Genomic DNA, 18,241 nt, shown 5'->3' on the forward strand with positions numbered 1-18,241 from the left:
TTGTGATGATTGAGTGTGGTTTTGTAATTCGCTATTTCACATCGATTAGAATGTCGGCAAATTGAAAGCCGATTTGCCATTCATTGAAAGGAGAGGCAGGGTTGACCAGATCAATGGTGATGACGTGATTGCTAACCACGACATTCCCGTCGAGGAATACGGAGAACCTTGGCTGGTCGAAGGGAAAATAGAGTACCGGCGTAACGATGTTGAGCATTTTCAGCCTCAAAGTATACTTGCCGATCGGCATTTGGTTGACAGCTATACCCACAATCGCGTTTTCCGAGTCAACCAGCAATTGGGAAATAGGTTGGCCATTTCCATCAAATACGGGAACTTTGACGCCGTTGGGATCGAACAGTTCAAACCCCATAAAATAATCCGATGTTCCGAATGCGGGAGGGATGAAGTTGGCATCGGGGTCGTTGCGGAAGGCGCGCAGCTCGATCACGAAGTTCTTAACAGGTGTGGCAGGAGGATTGTTGCTTCCTCCTGCGAGCGTTGAAAAGACAACCGTCCATATTTTGAGCCCCGGGCATGAGCCCTGGTTTTGGACATTGAACGAATAAGTCTTGTTGGGTTGCAGCGTGTTGGCTGGCACATTCATGGATGTAGCTGTCGTCGGCGCATTGTTGAAGCCGAATATCGGAATGCCGTTATCCATGATAGTGAGTAAGTAGTTGTCGCCTGGTTTGACCCATTGGCTGGGGTGCCATGAGAAGGTAACAGCTTTGGAGGGATCAATTTTGTCAAAATCGCCCGGGAACTTGGGCAGGGGTTGGTCGGGGCAGATGGGGTAGGAGAACTCGGCGGAGAAGGCTGATTTTGCATCCGATGGTCCAACGGCACGTACTTTCGCCTTTATTCCTTGTTTCGAATCAAACAGGAGCTGGTCTTGAATGTAAATGTCGAATTTGTCAGTGGTATACATCGTGGTAAGCCCTGAACTCTTCTTAGTCAAATGCAGCTCGAAGTGATCAACCAGAGCCATGTTCAGAGTATTGGCTTTCCATCCGAAACCCTCGCCCCAGTAGTCTTTGTATTCGATAGGCGATCCGTCTGCCGGGGTAGTCATGGCAGGTACGCCAAGGTTTTCGTTGGTAATCACGCGCCAAGTATTCAAACAAGTGCTATAAACCGGACCCTTTTTAGGTAATACCCTCACGAACAGATTTGTCAGATTCGTTAGCAGCGGCAAGCTCACGAGATCGGTGGTCAGGTTGCCAGCGGCATTGTGTGTCCGTATCATGTTGGTGAATGCGGCATCTGAGGCAATCTGGATCACGAAGGCATCCGCACCTGGCGCGGGGTCCCAGCCTACCCAAAAACCCATGGAGGATACTTCTTTTGCCGGGTCATTGGCTTTTTGACTCTTGGCCTGGTAAACTTCTGTGGGCGGAGCGACGGTGTAGATGCTGTCAACCTCCGACCATGCGCCGTTGTTATCGACGATCTGTGGAATGTTAGTCCGCAACGCACGCACACGGGTGTAGTATTTCTTGCCGTTCTCCAGAGGTGTGCTGATCACTCCCGATTCCTGAAAATTACCGGTGTGATTAACCGTGCCGAAAGAAACCAGGTTTGTCAAGGCCTTGTCGGTGAAAACCTGAAAAGTGTATTTCTGAGCTCCGTTGACCGACTTCCAGGTTAACGTGGGGTCTTTCCATGGATTAACCTTATTGTTGCCCTGTATCCAGCTGAAAAAAGAAGCCTTCTTTTTACTGAGTGTAAAAGCATGTGCCGGACTGAAAACCTGATAGAGCGCGCAAAGAGGATTGGTGGCCGTCCGACAAAAATTGGGGTCTGCCTGAGTGATACGCGCTCGGGCGTAGACTCGCTCCCCCGGATGGTAGTAGCCATTGACTGTTGCGGTGTAGGTTATACCGCCTTTGGGGTTAACGAGAGTCGTGAAATTGCTGACTTTGTAGGTTTGCAGATTTTCGGAGAAATCATATTTGGTGGACATCTTTACTTCCCATTCGAGAACAGGTTGATCCTCCCAGGTCAGACTCACCTGCGTGGTAGGCCAGGGCTCAACATCAAAGGTGCCATTGGCCGGTGACATGGTGAAACCTTTTTGGGTATTATCACAGACGCCTACGGCACACCATGCATTTTCTACTGCTAGATATTCAGGGGAATTTGGGCCATAAAGCTTCTCCGCGGCTTGTAAGGTCAGTAATCGAAAAGTAGGATAATCCGTGTTGACCGTAATATTTGGAATTGCTTCCCAGACGATCTGGATAGCCTTTTCAACGCCAATGCCCACTAGGTTGCTGTACCCATAACCCAAGTCGTTGTATGCTGAACCTTGAAAGCCTTCGCTGAGCAGGTAAAACCATTTATTAGTTATTCCCCCCGCCGGGTGCGGAAAGTAGTTTTCTGAACACACATTTACGTAGTATTCTCCATTGTAAGTATCGGCAAACTCTGCGGATTTCGGATCATCAGATGGACGTGGGATTGCTAACGCATATTCGCCGAATATCCAATTATAATTCGGGGGTGTCGATTGTTTAATCTTATTCTTGACATAAATCCCAAAAATATCGGCAATCCCCTCTTCCAATGCCCTGCCTTCCTTGCAAAAATCGTAATCTATCGATATGCCGGTTTTGTAGCGAAAAATAGCATGAAAGAATTCGTGTCCCACGATGTCAAGGACATTAGTGAACGGCAAGTTGTTTTTTAAGCTTCGATAGAACCTGAAATGGCCATAGGCCGGGCCGAATGAATAAAGCGCATAAGGTACATTAAGTATAGGTGCGGGGTCTTCGTCAATATTTGACATGTAAACATCGACATCGGCTAATCCTGTATTATTTAGCCCGGTCCACCCAAATCGTTGTTTGAATTCCTTCATCACAGCCTGCAGGCTATAAAATGTCTGCACTGCCTCTGCACTAAGGTAAGGCGTTGGATTATCTGTGAATTGGTTGTCGGGAATTGCCTTGTCCTCAAAATAAACTGTGTCTCCTTGGGAAATTCCATACAGGTTGATTCCGGGAAGGCCATTCTCCGGTAAAGCTTGTAGCCGGTAGACTTTTGCGCTTTGCGGATCCGGGTCAATAGTATACTCCAACGCCCTGAATGTCTGCTGCCCGTCGAAGAAACTCATAGCCGTGCGATCGACATTCTTTCCATTATAAATCTGCTGGGAAAACGAATTGTGGCCTACAATCCAGGCTTGCACAAAGAGAAGCAGCGTCAGAATTTTTTTCATGTTTGAAGTGTGCTTATAAGTGCCAGATAGTGTTTGGCAAGTACCTTCAAAAATCCTGATTCTGATAATTTTTGCGGTGGTAAAAAACTAGTATTAGTATACTATTAACCACTGACTAGTCCTGAAAAACCGACACGGGCGGCGATTCATACGCACAGTTTATTGTAAATTTAGGTGGCATTACCAAAGAGATGTGTCCAACTTACAACAAATCAACTAATTATTAAGTGCCACTCTTTTTATGAGCTAGTTACAGCGTTCAGCTAAAATGATTTCACCAGATATCTGGAAAGTCGACTAGGTGTAAAATAAAAGTAGATACTTTTATTTTTGAAAACCGGCGTCTTATTCTTGACAGGTCAAATGTGCTAATCCCCAAATAACTAGCAATGTGCTGTCCCTGTACAGTCTTTATAAGGCTTGGATTTTCCTTGCAAAATTGCTCATACCGTTCGACTGTGGTCAACATTTTCCAATTGTACATCCTAGTAGTGCTTAACCGTAAATTGCAATACGACAGCTTACCGGCCAATACGTGAAGTTCAGTATATTTAGCTAAAAGCTCATGGTAATCGTCTTTTGAAATCTCCCAAAATTCTATCGGTGTACAGCACTCTATATATTCCTTTGATGGTTCTTCAAAAAGAAAACTATCAATAGATAATACCAAATCACCAGCTTGGGAGAATCGGCTTGTCCATTCCTTTCTCTCTATTCTATAAAAGTTTCGAGTTACGCCTTTCATCAGAAAAATAAGTGTTTGTTGTCGATCATTCGGAGCCAAGATTTTCAAGATATCCTTTTTCTGGGTCAAGAAGTGGCAACAATGTGGAAGAGATCAGCATGTTCGTTGTCGAATTTTACGGACCAGCAGCGCTATCCTGGCTCTCCGATTGCCAGGCTAACATGTACTGCCAGGTTACACCTTCAAAATTGTATAATGCGAATTCCTATCCAGAATGACCCGGGTTTTTATAATTTGCATACTCATTCAACGAACTATGCAGATTTAAATTAAGATAGCCAAGCCATGTAAATGCTATTTGTGTATACATGGTTTGGCTTTAAGCACATATATCTGACCATGAACTTTAGGCGCTTTCTTTTTCTCTCACTAACATTCTTAGTCGGCTGTAAAGAACAAGACTTGGAAATGAATGTTCCATACTCAGGCGACAAACTTGTTCTGTGGGGGAAACTTCAGGCAAATTCATCATTCAAATTACAAGTCACGAAGACTTTTAATCCGGTTGGAAATATTCCGAACGATGTTACAGTAAATAATGCCACAGTTGAATTGTATAAAAACGGAAAAATATACCTGAAACTTTCGCATTCCGGCAAGGAGCCTGGATTCTATACATCCGATAGCGTGATTCAGGCGGGTGCCAGCTACTTCGTGAAGGTGTCGGCACCTTCGTTACCTATGGCGGAGTCGGCTGTTGTGACTGTGCCCGCCGAAATATCTGAGGTGACTGCAATACGGACACATGATGTTGTTCCTCAAATGAACCATCAAACTCCACAAGATTTGGTTACGCTATATCTCGCAAATAGAGACGATATTTCTGATAAGTATCTTAGTATTAAGCTGATGAGTTACTACAAAAGCGATACGCTTTCCAGCTATCCCTATGCTTCGGCAGACAATATACCTGCCAATGAAGAAGATTGCCATACTTGGGGAACGGAACCTGAGAAGCCAAAATACAATGCGGTTATAAAAGCATATCTATTTCCGCAAAGTCGCGTCTTCTTGATGTCCGGTCAATGCTTACCAGTACCGGCGATCCCACTGAAATTTTACGTAGAAACAGCAACTGGCTACAATTATACTGACCGAGCGTTAAAAGTGACTGCGCGTATTGGCGTAGTTTCCAAAGAATACTTTGAATATGCGAAAATAGAAAACAAGCAACCGGAAGGTGTAGATCACTTGGTTCTTCCTCCGCAGCGGGCACTAACCAATGTCAAAAATGGCTATGGACTTATTTTTGGGTCCAGCGAAAAAACCATAGAGCTACTATGAACCAGCCGTTTAAATATATTTTCATTTTGCTGTTTACTTCCATTGGACAGGCTTTTGCACAAAAAATTACTGTAAGTGGAACGGTTCGTGATGCTACAAGCGGCGAATTGCTCATCGGAGCTTCTGTTAGCGATAGCATTGCGGGAACGGGAGTGCAAACTAATGCATATGGCTTCTTTAGCATTGAAGTTCCTTCTTCGGGTCATCATCTTAAAGTAAGCTATGTGGGTTATTTGCCAACTCAAATAACCAGCATTGGCGATCTTGGTTTTCCTTTGGAAGTAAAGTTGTATCAGCAAAATAATCTCAACGAGATAAGCATTAGGGAAAATAAGCTTTTCAGTGCACCTATCGGGAGTTTATCCATTCCCATTCACAGAATTAAGGCGTTGCCGGCACTACTTGGTGAAGTGGATGTTCTAAAAGCTTTAAGCTATACCCCTGGTGTTTCCACTGGTACAGAGGGAAGTGCAGGATTATACATTCGCGGTGGAACGCCGGATCAAAACTTGATCCTTCTGGATGAAGTACCTGTATATAATGTCATGCATTTAGGTGGGTTTTTCTCAGTATTCAACCCGACTTCTTTAAAATCAGTAGATCTGTACAAAGGTGCATTCCCAGCCAGGTACGGGGGCAGACTTGCCTCTGTTATCGATCTTACCATGAAAGATGGGAACAATCAGAAATTCGGTGGGGAAGTCGGCATAGGACTGCTAAACCAAAAACTTACGCTGGAAGGACCTCTCATTAAAAATAAGGCATCCTTTATCATATCAGGTCGCGTTTCGACCTTAGGGCTTACTTCTCTATTCAGTTTACGTAAAAAGCCCAGCTCTGGCACAGGAGAGGAGCGTGTGTATCGCTTTTATGACCTAAATGCGAAGTTCAATTACCAGATCAATAAAACGGATCAAGTGTATATTAGTCTTTATAATGGCTTTGATCGATTCAAATATATCGAGTGGAGTGCCAGCGGTAATGGTAAAGAAACGGAAACAGCCATCGGGAATAATTGGGGAAATACTACGGCGACACTCCGGTACAGCAAAGTATTCTCTCAAAAACTTTTCGCAAGATTTGCTGTTCTGTATTCGAGGTACACCAGCGAATTCACGAATGATTTCCAAGACCAAAATATAAATGAACAGCCTGCAAATTTTTATAGGTATACCAATGCTGGTGTAAGGGATTGGGGAGCCAAAATCCAGTTTGACTATTTTCCGGTGAATCGACTGGGCTTGAAGTTTGGTGTCGACGGCACACGACATTCATTTAGCCCGTTTGTGACAAAAAGCAACTACAACGGATTGTTCGATAACTCCAAAGAAGGTCGGCTTCCTGCGTATCAGTTAGATTTATATGTTGACGGAGATATTGCTGTAATTTCGGGCATCCGGCTCAATCCAGGGTTACGTTATAGTATTTACAGAGTAAGCGGTCGTACATTCTATAATCCGGAACCACGACTCGGATTAAGCTATTCCCTTTCAAACAAATGGAAACTGAAAGCTGGTTTCTCGGTGATGAATCAATATCTCCACCAACTGACCAACAACGGCTTCGGATTTGGTTATGATGCATGGGTTCCTTCTACGGACAAGGTAGTGCCTTCGAGGGCCAGGCAAATATCACTAGGGTTATATAAAATTTTTCCAGACTCAGGCTGGGAACTATCACTTGAAGCATATGTTAAAAGGCAGAAAAATCTGATTGATTATCCCGATGGCACCAATTTCACCGGTTTGTTGGCCGATTCCTGGGATTCAATTGTTATTAAAAATGGGATAGGCAGGGGAAAAGGATTGGAATTTATGGTCGCCAAAAACGTCGGTAAGTTTAAGGGGTCGCTTTCTTACACCTTGTCCAAATCTGAGAGAAGGTTTACAGGCATAAATGATAACAGCTGGTTTCCAATGAAGTATGACAGGCGGCATAACGTTTCGATTACCGCCGGCTATGCGATTGGAAATAAATGGACTATCAATAGCGCGTTTGTTTATCAAACAGGACATGCTGTCACATTACCTGTGGCCGCCACACTGACGGAAAATAATTCTGACCCCAAGTTTATATATGACCATCGGAACAACGGAAGGATGCCGAGTTTCCATAGACTGGATATTGGTGCTGTCAAATCTTTAACAACTGCCCGTAAACGCAATGCTGAGCTGGGGATTGGGCTATACAATGTTTATAACAGAAAAAATCCTTTATACCTTGACCTTAAAATTCAGCGTAGTAATAGTGATTTCAAGCCGACAGGAATTTCCATCAAGCAGGTTTCTTTTCTCCCTATACTGCCTTATATAAGCTACACTTTGAAATTTTAGCTGCGGTTGTAACAAGTTGGAAGAAATTTGCTCTTTTTACTGTTCATCTCGGACGATATTTCTATGAAAGAAATACAGAACATCCTAATTATCTGGCTTTTTATCCTTGCATCAATTAGCCATACGCATGCACAAGAAAATTCAGCATTGAGTGAGCCAACCAGTAGTTCAGAGAATACTTCTTCTGCAGGACTGAAAAAAGGGCACATCGTTGCGACGTTAAATGCCTCGGCATCTGCGGCTAATGATATACAACAATTGACAAGGACTTGGTCGCTTAGCCCCCAGATCGGCTACCTAGTAGCGGATCGTTTGGTAGTTGGATTACAATTTTCAATGGGGAAACGGTACCAGCGGAATAAGTCGGGGGCACCAGGTACTTACGTGTTACCTGAATATCAACTATATTCTGCGCTCCCTGCAATCTATTCCCGCTATTACCTTCTGAGGTTCAAACTAAAGCCATTTTTGCAACTCTCCTCCGGCTATAATTTCCAATGGGGAAAGGAGGACACCGATGGTATGCACACGACCGTCAATTCTCAAAACTTTGCCCTATCCGGCGCGTTTGGATTGAACTTACGGCTTAGCCGAAGTATTGGCTTAGAGGCTCTATTTAATACGCGTTTTGATAACAACTCGAAGCTCACCGATGCAAATGAACTCCTCAAATATAGACTAGGCATATCAATATGTATCAATTAGTTGCTTAAACGCCGTACTGAGCTGTTTGTTAAACGTATGGATTCTTAGATTATCAACTTTGAAGAACACGACTAAACTCATTAACTTGACATTATCAGTGTGAGTGGTCGCTGACGGTTTTAAGAAGAGAAATCAGTTGCATAAAACGGACGCTCAGGAAAGTTTTTGTTCGGCGTTGTGCAAGCTCATTGTTTCCATAAAGACTATTGCAAATTTTATTGCAACAAAAAGAAAAAGGACTTAGATTTTGTACCCAAGTCCTTGATTTTTAGGTGGGCCCACTTGGAATCGAACCAAGCACCTACTGATTATGAGTCAGTTGCTCTAACCGAATGAGCTATAGGCCCTTTGCCAAACCTTCGTTTGGAGTGCAAAATTAGCGAATCGGTTCAATTCTCCAAATGAATACGACAAGATTAGCTTCTTTTGTCCGTTGGTTGTTTATTACTTTTACCAAAAAATCGATTTTGAATAAAAGGAAAATCATCAACGATCCGGTCTACGGATTCATTTCGATCGCGTCGGATCTGCTCTACGATCTGGTCGATCATCCTTACTTTCAGCGGCTCCGGAGGATAAGGCAACTCGGTCTGGCGGATATCGTTTATCCAGGCGCATTGCACACACGTTTTCATCACGCGCTCGGCGCCATGCACCTCATGAGCCAGGCACTGCGGACTTTGCAGGAAAAAGGCCATATGATCTGGGAACCCGAATCGGAAGGGGCGCAGGCTGCTATTCTCTTGCACGATCTGGGGCACGGGCCGTTTTCCCATGTGCTGGAGAGTGTGGTGCTCCCCGGCGTTCCGCATGAAGCGATTACGCTGGTGATGATGAAGGACCTTAACCGCCAGTTGAATGGCCGGCTCGATATCGCTATCCAGATGTTCGAGGGGAAGTATCCGCGCAAGTTTTATCACCAGATGATTTCCAGTCAGCTGGATATGGACCGGATGGATTACCTGAACCGCGACAGTTTCTACACGGGCGTCATTGAAGGCTCCATTGGTGCCGATCGCCTGATTAAAATGCTGGATATCAGCCATGACCAGCTGGTGGTGGAGGAGAAGGGGCTGTTGAGTATAGAAAACTTCCTGCACGCACGCAGGCTTATGTACTGGCAGGTGTACCTGCACAAGACGCTTCTGAGCGCGCAGGCGATGCTCACGCAGATCATGCACCGCGCCCGTGAACTGGCTGCGGCGGGTGAGCAACTTTTTGCAACGCCCGATTTCGCACGCTTCTTGTATAACCGTTTTACACTTGCCGATTTCGATAATGAGCCCGATTTGCTGGAGGCATTCAACGGATTGGACGATAACGACGTATGGGCATCTGTAAAAGGATGGAGAACACACCCAGACCCTGTTTTGTCGACGTTGTGCCAAATGCTCCTGGATCGGAACCTGTTTAAAATCAGCTTTTTTAACGAGCCGCCGGGGGAAGAGGTGCTGGCGCCGCTCCGGGAGCGGCTGATGGCGCGGGGGATCTCCGAAACGGATATGAAATATTTTCTGATCACCGGCGAAACCACTAATTGGGCCTATGCCAAAGAGCAGGACCCGATACGCGTTAAAATGAAAAAGGGAAATTTGCTGGATATCGCCGATGCGTCCGACATTCCGACCATCGAAGCCCTCACTAAGATTGTACGCAAGTACTATGTATGTTGGGGTAAAAATGTATCTTTGCGTGGTTAATCAGGACCCTAAAAAGAAGGCAGAATTAATAATTTTTACAACGTACACGAATACTATTACCTGAAATTAGCCGATAAAATATGAAATTTACTGTCAGCGAGATTGCTCAGATGCTGAATGGAACTGTTGTTGGAAATGATCAGATTACAATTAGTTCGGCTGCAAAAATTGAAGAGGGCCTGCCGGGTTGTATTTCTTTTCTGGCCAATAGCAAATATGAGCATTATATCTACTCCACACAGTCTTCGGCAGTAATTGTCAATAAAGATTTTACTCCCAAAAAAGATATTTCAGCGACGTTGATCTACGTCGAAAATGCCTACACCGCCTTCACAATCCTGCTGGAAGAATACCAGAAACGCCTCGCCGGCATCAAGTCGGGGGTGGAGCAGCCGAGTTTTATCGGAGAGAACAGCCAGACGGGAGAGAACTGTTACCGGGGCGCATTTTCCTATATCGGGAAAAATTGCGTGATTGGAAAAGAGGTGAAGATTTACCCGCAGGCCTGGTTGGGCGATGGGGTCGAGGTGGGCGATTACTCGGTGATCCATCCCGGCGTGAAAATCTACGATAACACGGTGATCGGCAAGAATGTGACGATTTTTGCAAACACGGTGATCGGCAGCGACGGATTCGGTTTCGCACCGCAGGCCGATGGTAGCTATAAAACGATCCCGCAGCTCGGAAATGTGGTGATAGAGGATAATGTAAGTATCGGCGCCAATGCGACGATCGACTGTGCGACAATGGGCTCGACGATTATCCGCCAGGGAGCGAAAATAGATAACTTGGTTCAGATCGCACATAATGTAGAGATTGGAAAAAATACCGTAATTGCGGCCCAGTCGGGAGTGTCCGGTTCTACTACCGTCGGCGAGCAATGCGTGATTGCCGGTCAGGTCGGTTTGGTTGGACATATTACGGTGGCAAACAATACTAAGATCGGGGCTCAGAGCGGGCTCGGCAAATCCATTAAAAAGGAAGGCCTGTCGCTATCGGGCTCCCCCGCCAGGGACCTGAACGAACATTTACGGTCCATGGCTTTGGTGCGCAGGCTGCCTGAGCTGGAAGAACGGCTGAAAGACCTGGAACGCAAACAGGAAACGTCTGATTTTCAGTAATACAGCATCCCGGACGCACCTTATTTAGAAAAGGAAATAGATATAATGAACGAAAAACAACAAACCATTTCTAAGTCTGTATCCGTAACTGGAGTGGGTTTACATACCGGTGTTGTCGCTACGATGACATTCGTGCCGGCGCCAGCCAACCACGGGTACAAGTTTCAACGTGTTGATTTACCCGACCAACCCATTGTAGATGCAGATGTCGATAATGTAGTGGATCTTTCCCGCGGTACTACCATCGAGCAGAACGGCGCGAGAATCCATACGGTTGAACACACACTTGCCGCCCTGGTAGGTTTGCAGATTGATAACGTGCTGATCCAGCTCGACGGCCCTGAGCCTCCGATCATGGACGGCAGTTCTATCAAATTCGTGGATGCGCTGCTGGATGCCGGTATCGAAGAACAGAATGCATACCGCAATTATTTCGAAGTTCCGGAATACGTACATTATAAGAATAAGGATAAGGATACCGAACTGGTGGCATTACCGCTTTCGGACTATCGCCTGACGGTGATGGTGGATTACAACTCTACCGTCATCAGCAGCCAGCACGCTTCTCTGAACGATATCACGTTGTTCAAAGACGATATCGCATCGTGCCGCACATTCGTATTCCTGCACGAGCTGGAAGCACTTTACAAGCAAAATCTGATCAAAGGAGGCGACCTGACGAATGCGATCGTGATCGTTGATCGCGAAGTGCAAGACGGCGAACTGGATCACCTGTCGCAGCTTTTGAACAAGCCGAAAGTGAGTGTCGACAAATCCAAGGGAATTTTGAATAATGTAGACCTGCATTATTCCAATGAAATGGCACGCCACAAGCTGCTCGACCTCATTGGTGACCTCGCGCTGGTAGGCCGGCCGATCAAGGCGCAGATCCTGGCGGCACGCCCGGGCCACGCTGCGAATGTGGCTTTGGCTAAGAAAATCAAAAAACTGATCAAGTCCGGAAAAGGAGACATCCCGCAATACGATCCTAACAAGGCTCCCGTATTCGATATCAACCAGATCGGTCAGTTACTCGCACACCGCTATCCGTTCCAGATGATCGACAAAATCATCGCGCTGGATGAAAACAGCGTGGTAGGGGTGAAGAATGTGACGATCAACGAACAATTTTTTCTGGGGCACTTTCCGGGGAACCCGGTAATGCCCGGCGTCTTGCAATTGGAAGCAATGGCGCAAACGGGGGGAATTCTGGTGCTTTCCAGCGTTCCCGATCCGGACAACTACTGGCCATACCTCATCGGAATTGATGCTTGCCGTTTCCGTCGCAATGTTTTTCCGGGGGATACAGTTATTTTTAAATGTGAATTCACTTCGCCGATGAAGAGGGGGATAGTTAAAATGAGCGGCCGGGGATATGTAGCCGGACAGCTGGTGTGTGAAGCGGATATGATAGCAAGCCTGGTAAAGAAAAAATGACTCAACCATTAGCATATATCCATCCTGACGCTAAGATTGCTCAGAATGTAGAGATTGAACCCTTTGCAATGATCCATGCCGATGTTGAGATCGGGGAAGGATCTTGGATAGGATCACACGCTGTAATCAACTCCGGTGCGCGTATTGGTAAAAACTGTAAGATCTATCCCGGTGCCGTCGTTTCGGCAACACCGCAGGATTTGAAATACAATAATGAATACACGCTGACGGTGATCGGCGACAATACGACGATTCGCGAGTATGCGACGATCAGCCGTGGTACCGAAGAGCACTGGAAAACGGTGGTAGGCTCCGATTGCCTGATCATGGCTTATGCGCACGTGGCGCACGACTGCCGGGTTGGCAACAATGTCATCATTGGCAATAATGTGCAAATGGCCGGGCACGTCCATGTGGGCGACTGGGCTATTGTGAGTGCATTGAGCGCAGTACATCAGTTTGTCAAAATTGGTATCCACGCATTCGTATCGGGTGCTTCGCTGGTACGGAAAGATGTGCCTCCCTTTACCAAAGCTGCACGCGAGCCTATTTCCTATGTGGGTATCAACTCAGTTGGCTTGCGGAGAAGAGGCTATACCAATGACCAGATCACCGAGATCCAGAATATCTATCGCTACGTCTACATGAAGGGCCTCAACAATGCGGAAGCACTTCAAAAGATCGAGCTGGAAATGGCGCCTTCGGACGAACGCGACGAAATCATCAATTTTATCCGCAACTCAGAAAGGGGTATTATGAAAAGCCCGTTCCAGACAACCGGAGCGAGCGAAACAGAAGCTCAATCATGATAATATGAAAAAGGGTCCGCTGCCGGACCCTTTTTCATTATTCAAGGACCAGAACCTGGTCTCCTATATTCAATTCTCCAAAATCCTGCACCGTCACATTCTGCCCGAATAATATCTTGTTGCCATTCCGGCGGTAGCTTGCCAGCGTTTTGAGCGGCTCGGCTCCTTTTTCGGCGGTTTCAGGGTTAATGGTCGTGAGTACGCAGCGTGCGCAGGGCTTCACTACTTCGAAACGCAGATCGCCGATGGTAATGTGCTTCCATTGATCTTCTGCAAATGCTTCGGTGCCGTTGATGACGAAATTGGGACGAAAACGCCGCATTTCAATCGGCTCCGCGAGGCGGCTGTTCAGATCATCGAGAGAAGCCTGTGAAATGACCAGGTATGGAAAACCGTCGGCAAAACTTACGTTCTCGTTGTGCCGCGCATAGCGTGGATCCGCCTTCCTTTGGGTCGAATCGGGCATTACTACCAGCCGGAGTTTCATTCCAAGCTGCCGGGTAAGCCAGGTGTCGGCTTCGTCGGAAACCGTAAGTGCTTCCGCGGTATCGTCCCACACTTGCACGGTAACGGGCAATGCGGTTACCGGTTTGTAGGGCACGAGTACAAAATCCGCCGGATCGGCGCGGAGATATATTTTCAATCCTTCTTCTTCCAATGCGACGTCTATCAGCGCCATTTTCGAATGGGCGCGCTGAGTGATGAATACATTTTCTTCATCAATGATCATCCATCGACGATCGTATTGGAGTCCTCTTTCTTCGGTTAATGCTTTGGTGAGCCTGATCCCGCCGAGGGATTTTACGGGGTAGACCCAGATTTCTGACAATGTCATGGCCATGATTATTCGATGGTCAGCTTACGTATACGTTGATTAGCTGAATCTGTAACAAAAAGATTTCCGTCTTTGTCCAAAGTACATCCCTGAGGATGCTTAAAAAGTGCATTTTCGCCGGTTCCTTCCTCGTACCCTTCGGTTTCGCCTTTGCCCGCGAGCGTCGTCACATACCCGTCGGGGTACACGAGGCGAATGCAGTGATTCCATAAATCGTTCACATAAAGGTTTCCGAGCTTGTCGATCTGGATATTACAAGGTTGGTTAAACATGGCCTGGCCTGCTTCGCCGTCGCGGTAGCCGGTGTGAGTAGGCATGCCGGCAAATGTAGTTACCATGCCATCCGGTGTGATCTTGCGAATGCAATGGTTGTGTTTATCAGCGATGAAGACGTTCCCGTTTTCGTCGAAATTCAGGTAGGAGGGCATGTAAAACTTGGCATCCCTCAGTTTCCCATCGGCATAGCCCGGTGTGCTTCCTGCGAAAGTAGTCACCTGGCTGTTTGCCAGTTTACGGATGAGGCCATTCTCGGTATCGCAAATCCATAGCACACCTGTTTTATCCAGTTTCACACCGTAAGGCCGTTTGAATTGCGCAGATGCCAGGCCGCCGTCTGCCGCCCCCGGGCGATTTGGCTCACCGGCCACGGTAGTAAGTGTGCCGTCGGGAAAGAGTTGGCGGATGGCGTGGTTTTCATGATCCGCGACGAATATGGACCCGTCGGGGGCCAGTTCGACGCCGATCGGGAACTTCATCAACCCCTGGTTGCCTTTGCCGTCTTTGAACCCCCCGCTCGCAGCGCCCGCGACGGTGGAAGTGCTGCCGTCGGTTTCAATGCGCCTTACCATGCAATTGCCGAGGTCGGCGGCGAACATAACGCCCTTGCTGTCCATGGCAATGTTGTACAGTGTCCCGAACTTGGATTTTTGAGGCGTCCCATCCTCGTACCCGCCGAGTCCGCTGCCTGAAAAGTAACTCGTGGTGGCCGTGTAGAGATACCGGAATGCTGCCGCAGATGCGACTTCTTTACCGTTCACTGTCAGGACGAGTTTTCCTAAACCGCATTTGTCGGGGACTAATGCTGATATTTCAGTATCGGTAACAGCATTGATGGTCGCTTTCAAGCCATTGATTTGAAGCGAAACCTTTGCTGCATCCGTGCCAAAATGCTTGCCCTGGATTTTGATAACAGTACCTTTTTTGCCTGAAAGCGGGGAAAAACCAGTCAACTCTAGAGGCTCGTTACCACCGTTCGCAGGCGGGGTGGGCGATGAGGAGTCACTGCACGACAGCCAGATCGCAGAAAGGATGATGAGTGTATATTGGATGAGCGCTCTCACGGGTTGACGACAAATCGGGTGGTAACCTGCTGTTGCTGCGACTCTACTTGAAGCACATACGTGCCGGCCGGAAGTTTGGAAACATCCAGCTCGGTTTCCCCGTTTACCTGCCGCTTTTCGCGGATCAGCGTGCGGCCGGTCATGTCGGTGACGGTCAGCTGGGTATTTTGCAGGGTTGCCGATCCTTCAATCCGCATTCTGCCCCGGATCGGGTTTGGGTATACAGTGAATGCGCTACGCGTCGGCTCTACCGCGGTGACTATTTCTTTCGGAAAAGTAATTTCCCAAATCTGGCCCTGGCCTTCGAGCACATATAATTTGTTATCGACGATCGTCGCATCGGTAGGCTGGAAAAAGTCAGAGGCAATGCGGTAGGCATTCAATGTGTAATCGTCGCCAGCTGCATTTTTCTTTAAATCGAGCATCAGCAAATCCTGCCCGGGATCCTGCATCGGCCCGTAGGTAGCGGAGCCTTCCTGGAAATTCAGCACAAACCCTTTGCCTTTGTACTCGCCCCCGAAGCCTGATTTTGTATCAAAAACCAACCCTAACGGTGATCTGTGGGCGGTGAAGGTGCCCATGGTTTTACCGTTTTCGCTGGCGTCCATCACCTTTCCGCTGGCCGGGTCGCGGTACATGTCGGCGTCGGGTCCGGCATTCTGGATCGGTTTGCGAAAAGTGAGGTTCTGTGGTTTTTTAGGGTATTGCGGATCGTCGTGAAATGCGCCGATCTGGTAGGCTGTGTAATTGCGGTTGATCAGCTTGTCGTCTGTCGGCTTGTATCCAGCAAACTGCATAGGCGTGTCGTTGCCGCCCATTTCCCACGGAAAACCATAATGCCCGCCGGGCCTTATCCAGTTCATTTCTTCGGGATCGTCGCGGTCGCCGGAATTTTCGACGCTGAACAGGTCGCCATTGGCCGCAAATGCAAGGCTGAAAGCGTTTCGCACGCCGCGCGCGTATACATAAGGCGCGAGGGCGGCAGAGTCATTGGGCAATTGGAGGTTTTCGGTATTGGCGGGTATTTTGAAGATGCAGGCTGTCAATGGCACTTCGCGCAGGCCGGGGTAGAGGCCCTCATTATCTTTCACCTCGCCATGGTCGGTGCGGGAGCCGCTCGCTATGAACATATCCTTGCCGTCGGGCGAAAAGCAAATAGCGCTGAATGCGTGGTCGAAAAGCGTTTTGGAAGAGGCATGTTCTGCCGTTTTGAAAATCTCGGTCCAAGCCAGTTTGCCGCCGGTCAGCTTGGCTTTCACGGCTTTCCCATAGCCCGATACACCCTGCGTAATGACCACATTGCCGGCCAGATAAACGCTGCCTTCGTGCAATGCAAGCCCCTGCATGTAGTTAATGCCATGGTCCTGGGCCGAGGCCAGTCTTACAATAGTATAATTCCCCGATCCGTTCGGAGTCAGGTGGAAAAGATCGCCATTCCAGGCGATGGTGTAAAACGACTTGTCGGAAGCATCGTACGCGATCCTGGTTTGGGTATCGGTACTGTCGATCCGGAAGAATGGCTTGATCGTCAGGTCGCCGCGGAGTGTGCGTGCCGGTTGTGCGAAAAGCGGGCCGGTCGCCCACAGGATTGAAAGAAAAAGAATGCCCAGGCAAAAGTGTTTCATACAATCCCATTTAGGTTAATACTATTTCAAAACTCCATCCTCGCAAGCGGACTGGCCGTCTGGTCGCAGAAATCGCCTGCTTCGAACTTGTAATGAGCCGCGATCGCGATCATGGCCGCATTGTCGGTGCAGTATTCGAAAGCAGGAATATACACATTCCAGCCCAGCTGTTCGCCGAGTTCCTGCAACGATTTGCGCAAACCTGAGTTAGCGGATACGCCGCCCGCGATCGCAATCTCCTTAATACCGGTTTCGCGGGATGCCTTTTTCAGTTTTTTGAGGAGAATATCAATTAATGTGAACTGAATGCTGGCGCAGATATCGGCTATATTTTCCTTGATGAAATCCGGGTTCTGCCGGACCTGCTTTTGGAGAAAATACAAAAACGAAGTTTTGATCCCGCTGAACGAAAAGTCTAGCCCCGGTATTTCCGGAAGCGGGAATGGAAAGGCTTGCGGGTTTCCCTGCGAGGCATATTTGTCGATTAACGGGCCGCCCGGATAGGGCAGGTCAAGCAGCTTGGCAGTTTTATCAAAAGCCTCTCCCACGGCGTCGTCGCGCGTTTCACCAATGATTTCCATGTCGAGCGGGCCGGTCACTTTCACGATCTGCGTATGCCCGCCGCTCACGGTAAGGCACAGGAACGGGAATGCGGGTTTGGGGTCGTCGATGAAATGCGCAAGCACGTGCGCCTGCATGTGATTGATCTCGATCAGCGGAATATCCAGCCCGAGCGCCATCGACTTCGCGAACGAAGTGCCTACCAGCAAAGCACCCAGCAAACCCGGTCCCTTGGTAAAAGCAATGGCATCCAGGTCTTTTTTTGCTATTTTTGCATCATTCAATGCTTTGTCCACCACAGGCAGAATGTGTTGCTGATGCGCTCTCGAAGCCAGCTCCGGGACGACGCCGCCGTACTGGGTGTGGATGAGTTGTGTAGCAACAACATTGGAGCGGATATTCCCGTTTGTTATAACAGCTGCGGAGGTTTCGTCACACGACGATTCAATGGCGAGGATATTCATACTGTGGAAAATATTCGCAAAATTAAGCATTAACAATAAGATAAGCAGTATCCCGCTGC

12 protein-coding genes and 1 tRNA gene are annotated in these 18,241 nt (G+C 47.7%); 7 read left to right on the forward strand and 6 right to left on the reverse strand.

Annotated elements, in window-relative coordinates; translation table 11 throughout:
• Positions 1 to 31 precede the first annotated feature (31 nt).
• Positions 32 to 3,223 carry a M4 family metallopeptidase gene (locus CLV60_RS18770; protein WP_106596918.1) on the reverse strand — a complete coding sequence of 1,064 codons (3,192 nt, stop codon included), beginning with the start codon at positions 3,221 to 3,223 and terminating at the stop codon, positions 32 to 34.
• 1,153 nt (positions 3,224 to 4,376) lie between these two features.
• Between CLV60_RS18770 and CLV60_RS18780 the strand changes: the two genes are divergently transcribed.
• From CLV60_RS18780 to CLV60_RS18790, 3 genes are all read left to right on the forward strand, one after another.
• Complete coding sequence (locus CLV60_RS18780) at positions 4,377 to 5,252, forward strand: DUF4249 domain-containing protein (protein ID WP_229211040.1); 876 nt, start codon at positions 4,377 to 4,379, stop codon at positions 5,250 to 5,252.
• Positions 5,249 to 7,585 carry a TonB-dependent receptor gene (locus CLV60_RS18785; protein ID WP_106596921.1) on the forward strand — a complete coding sequence of 779 codons (2,337 nt, stop codon included), beginning with the start codon at positions 5,249 to 5,251 and terminating at the stop codon, positions 7,583 to 7,585. The genes CLV60_RS18780 and CLV60_RS18785 overlap by 4 nt, the downstream gene beginning before the upstream one ends.
• 63 nt (positions 7,586 to 7,648) lie before the next feature.
• Positions 7,649 to 8,290 carry a hypothetical protein gene (locus CLV60_RS18790; RefSeq protein ID WP_146151574.1) on the forward strand — a complete coding sequence of 214 codons (642 nt, stop codon included), beginning with the start codon at positions 7,649 to 7,651 and terminating at the stop codon, positions 8,288 to 8,290.
• A 273-nt stretch (positions 8,291 to 8,563) separates the two neighbouring features.
• Here the strand turns inward: CLV60_RS18790 and CLV60_RS18795 are convergent.
• A tRNA-Ile gene (locus CLV60_RS18795) sits at positions 8,564 to 8,637 on the reverse strand.
• Between the two features lie 117 nt (positions 8,638 to 8,754).
• Between CLV60_RS18795 and CLV60_RS18800 the strand changes: the two genes are divergently transcribed.
• From CLV60_RS18800 to lpxA, 4 genes are all read left to right on the forward strand, one after another.
• Positions 8,755 to 9,990 (forward strand): HD domain-containing protein, encoded by a 1,236-nt coding sequence (locus tag CLV60_RS18800; protein ID WP_229211059.1) that lies wholly within the window; start codon positions 8,755 to 8,757, stop codon positions 9,988 to 9,990.
• Between the two features lie 80 nt (positions 9,991 to 10,070).
• The gene (gene lpxD, locus CLV60_RS18805; RefSeq protein WP_106596923.1) at positions 10,071 to 11,111 is read left to right on the forward strand and encodes a UDP-3-O-(3-hydroxymyristoyl)glucosamine N-acyltransferase; all 1,041 of its coding nucleotides are present in this window, start codon (positions 10,071 to 10,073) and stop codon (positions 11,109 to 11,111) included.
• A 45-nt stretch (positions 11,112 to 11,156) separates the two neighbouring features.
• Entirely contained in the window at positions 11,157 to 12,548 is a 1,392-nt protein-coding gene (locus CLV60_RS18810; protein WP_090148197.1) for a bifunctional UDP-3-O-[3-hydroxymyristoyl] N-acetylglucosamine deacetylase/3-hydroxyacyl-ACP dehydratase, read from the forward strand.
• Complete coding sequence (gene lpxA, locus CLV60_RS18815; RefSeq protein ID WP_106596924.1) at positions 12,545 to 13,357, forward strand: acyl-ACP--UDP-N-acetylglucosamine O-acyltransferase; 813 nt, start codon at positions 12,545 to 12,547, stop codon at positions 13,355 to 13,357. The genes CLV60_RS18810 and lpxA overlap by 4 nt, the downstream gene beginning before the upstream one ends.
• Before the next feature lie 37 nt (positions 13,358 to 13,394).
• Here the strand turns inward: lpxA and CLV60_RS18820 are convergent, their stop codons facing one another.
• The 4 genes from CLV60_RS18820 to tsaD are packed head-to-tail and all read right to left on the reverse strand — an operon-like array spanning position 13,395 to position 18,182.
• Positions 13,395 to 14,198: an MOSC domain-containing protein gene (locus tag CLV60_RS18820; protein ID WP_211302255.1), complete on the reverse strand. Its 804-nt coding sequence runs from the start codon at positions 14,196 to 14,198 to the stop codon at positions 13,395 to 13,397.
• 2 nt (positions 14,199 to 14,200) lie between these two features.
• Entirely contained in the window at positions 14,201 to 15,532 is a 1,332-nt protein-coding gene (locus CLV60_RS18825; RefSeq protein WP_106596925.1) for an IPT/TIG domain-containing protein, read from the reverse strand.
• The gene (locus CLV60_RS18830; RefSeq protein ID WP_106596926.1) at positions 15,529 to 17,157 is read right to left on the reverse strand and encodes a PQQ-dependent sugar dehydrogenase; all 1,629 of its coding nucleotides are present in this window, start codon (positions 17,155 to 17,157) and stop codon (positions 15,529 to 15,531) included. The genes CLV60_RS18825 and CLV60_RS18830 overlap by 4 nt, the downstream gene beginning before the upstream one ends.
• Before the next feature lie 26 nt (positions 17,158 to 17,183).
• Positions 17,184 to 18,182, reverse strand: a complete 999-nt coding sequence (tsaD, locus tag CLV60_RS18835) for a tRNA (adenosine(37)-N6)-threonylcarbamoyltransferase complex transferase subunit TsaD (protein ID WP_170118822.1) — start codon at positions 18,180 to 18,182, stop codon at positions 17,184 to 17,186.
• Positions 18,183 to 18,241: the final 59 nt, after the last annotated feature.

This window comes from Dyadobacter jiangsuensis (assembly GCF_003014695.1).
GTDB classification, from domain to species: Bacteria; Bacteroidota; Bacteroidia; order Cytophagales; family Spirosomataceae; genus Dyadobacter; species Dyadobacter jiangsuensis.

Coding starts and splice junctions, on each gene's coding strand:
- CLV60_RS18770 (WP_106596918.1), bottom strand. CDS start 3,223: ATGAAAAAAATTCTGACGCTGCTTCTCTTTGTGCAAGCCTGGATTGTA.
- CLV60_RS18780 (WP_229211040.1), top strand. CDS start 4,377: ATGAATGTTCCATACTCAGGCGACAAACTTGTTCTGTGGGGGAAACTT.
- CLV60_RS18785 (WP_106596921.1), top strand. CDS start 5,249: ATGAACCAGCCGTTTAAATATATTTTCATTTTGCTGTTTACTTCCATT.
- CLV60_RS18790 (WP_146151574.1), top strand. CDS start 7,649: ATGAAAGAAATACAGAACATCCTAATTATCTGGCTTTTTATCCTTGCA.
- lpxD (WP_106596923.1), top strand. CDS start 10,071: ATGAAATTTACTGTCAGCGAGATTGCTCAGATGCTGAATGGAACTGTT.
- CLV60_RS18810 (WP_090148197.1), top strand. CDS start 11,157: ATGAACGAAAAACAACAAACCATTTCTAAGTCTGTATCCGTAACTGGA.
- lpxA (WP_106596924.1), top strand. CDS start 12,545: ATGACTCAACCATTAGCATATATCCATCCTGACGCTAAGATTGCTCAG.
- CLV60_RS18820 (WP_211302255.1), bottom strand. CDS start 14,198: ATGGCCATGACATTGTCAGAAATCTGGGTCTACCCCGTAAAATCCCTC.
- CLV60_RS18830 (WP_106596926.1), bottom strand. CDS start 17,157: ATGAAACACTTTTGCCTGGGCATTCTTTTTCTTTCAATCCTGTGGGCG.
- tsaD (WP_170118822.1), bottom strand. CDS start 18,182: ATGAATATCCTCGCCATTGAATCGTCGTGTGACGAAACCTCCGCAGCT.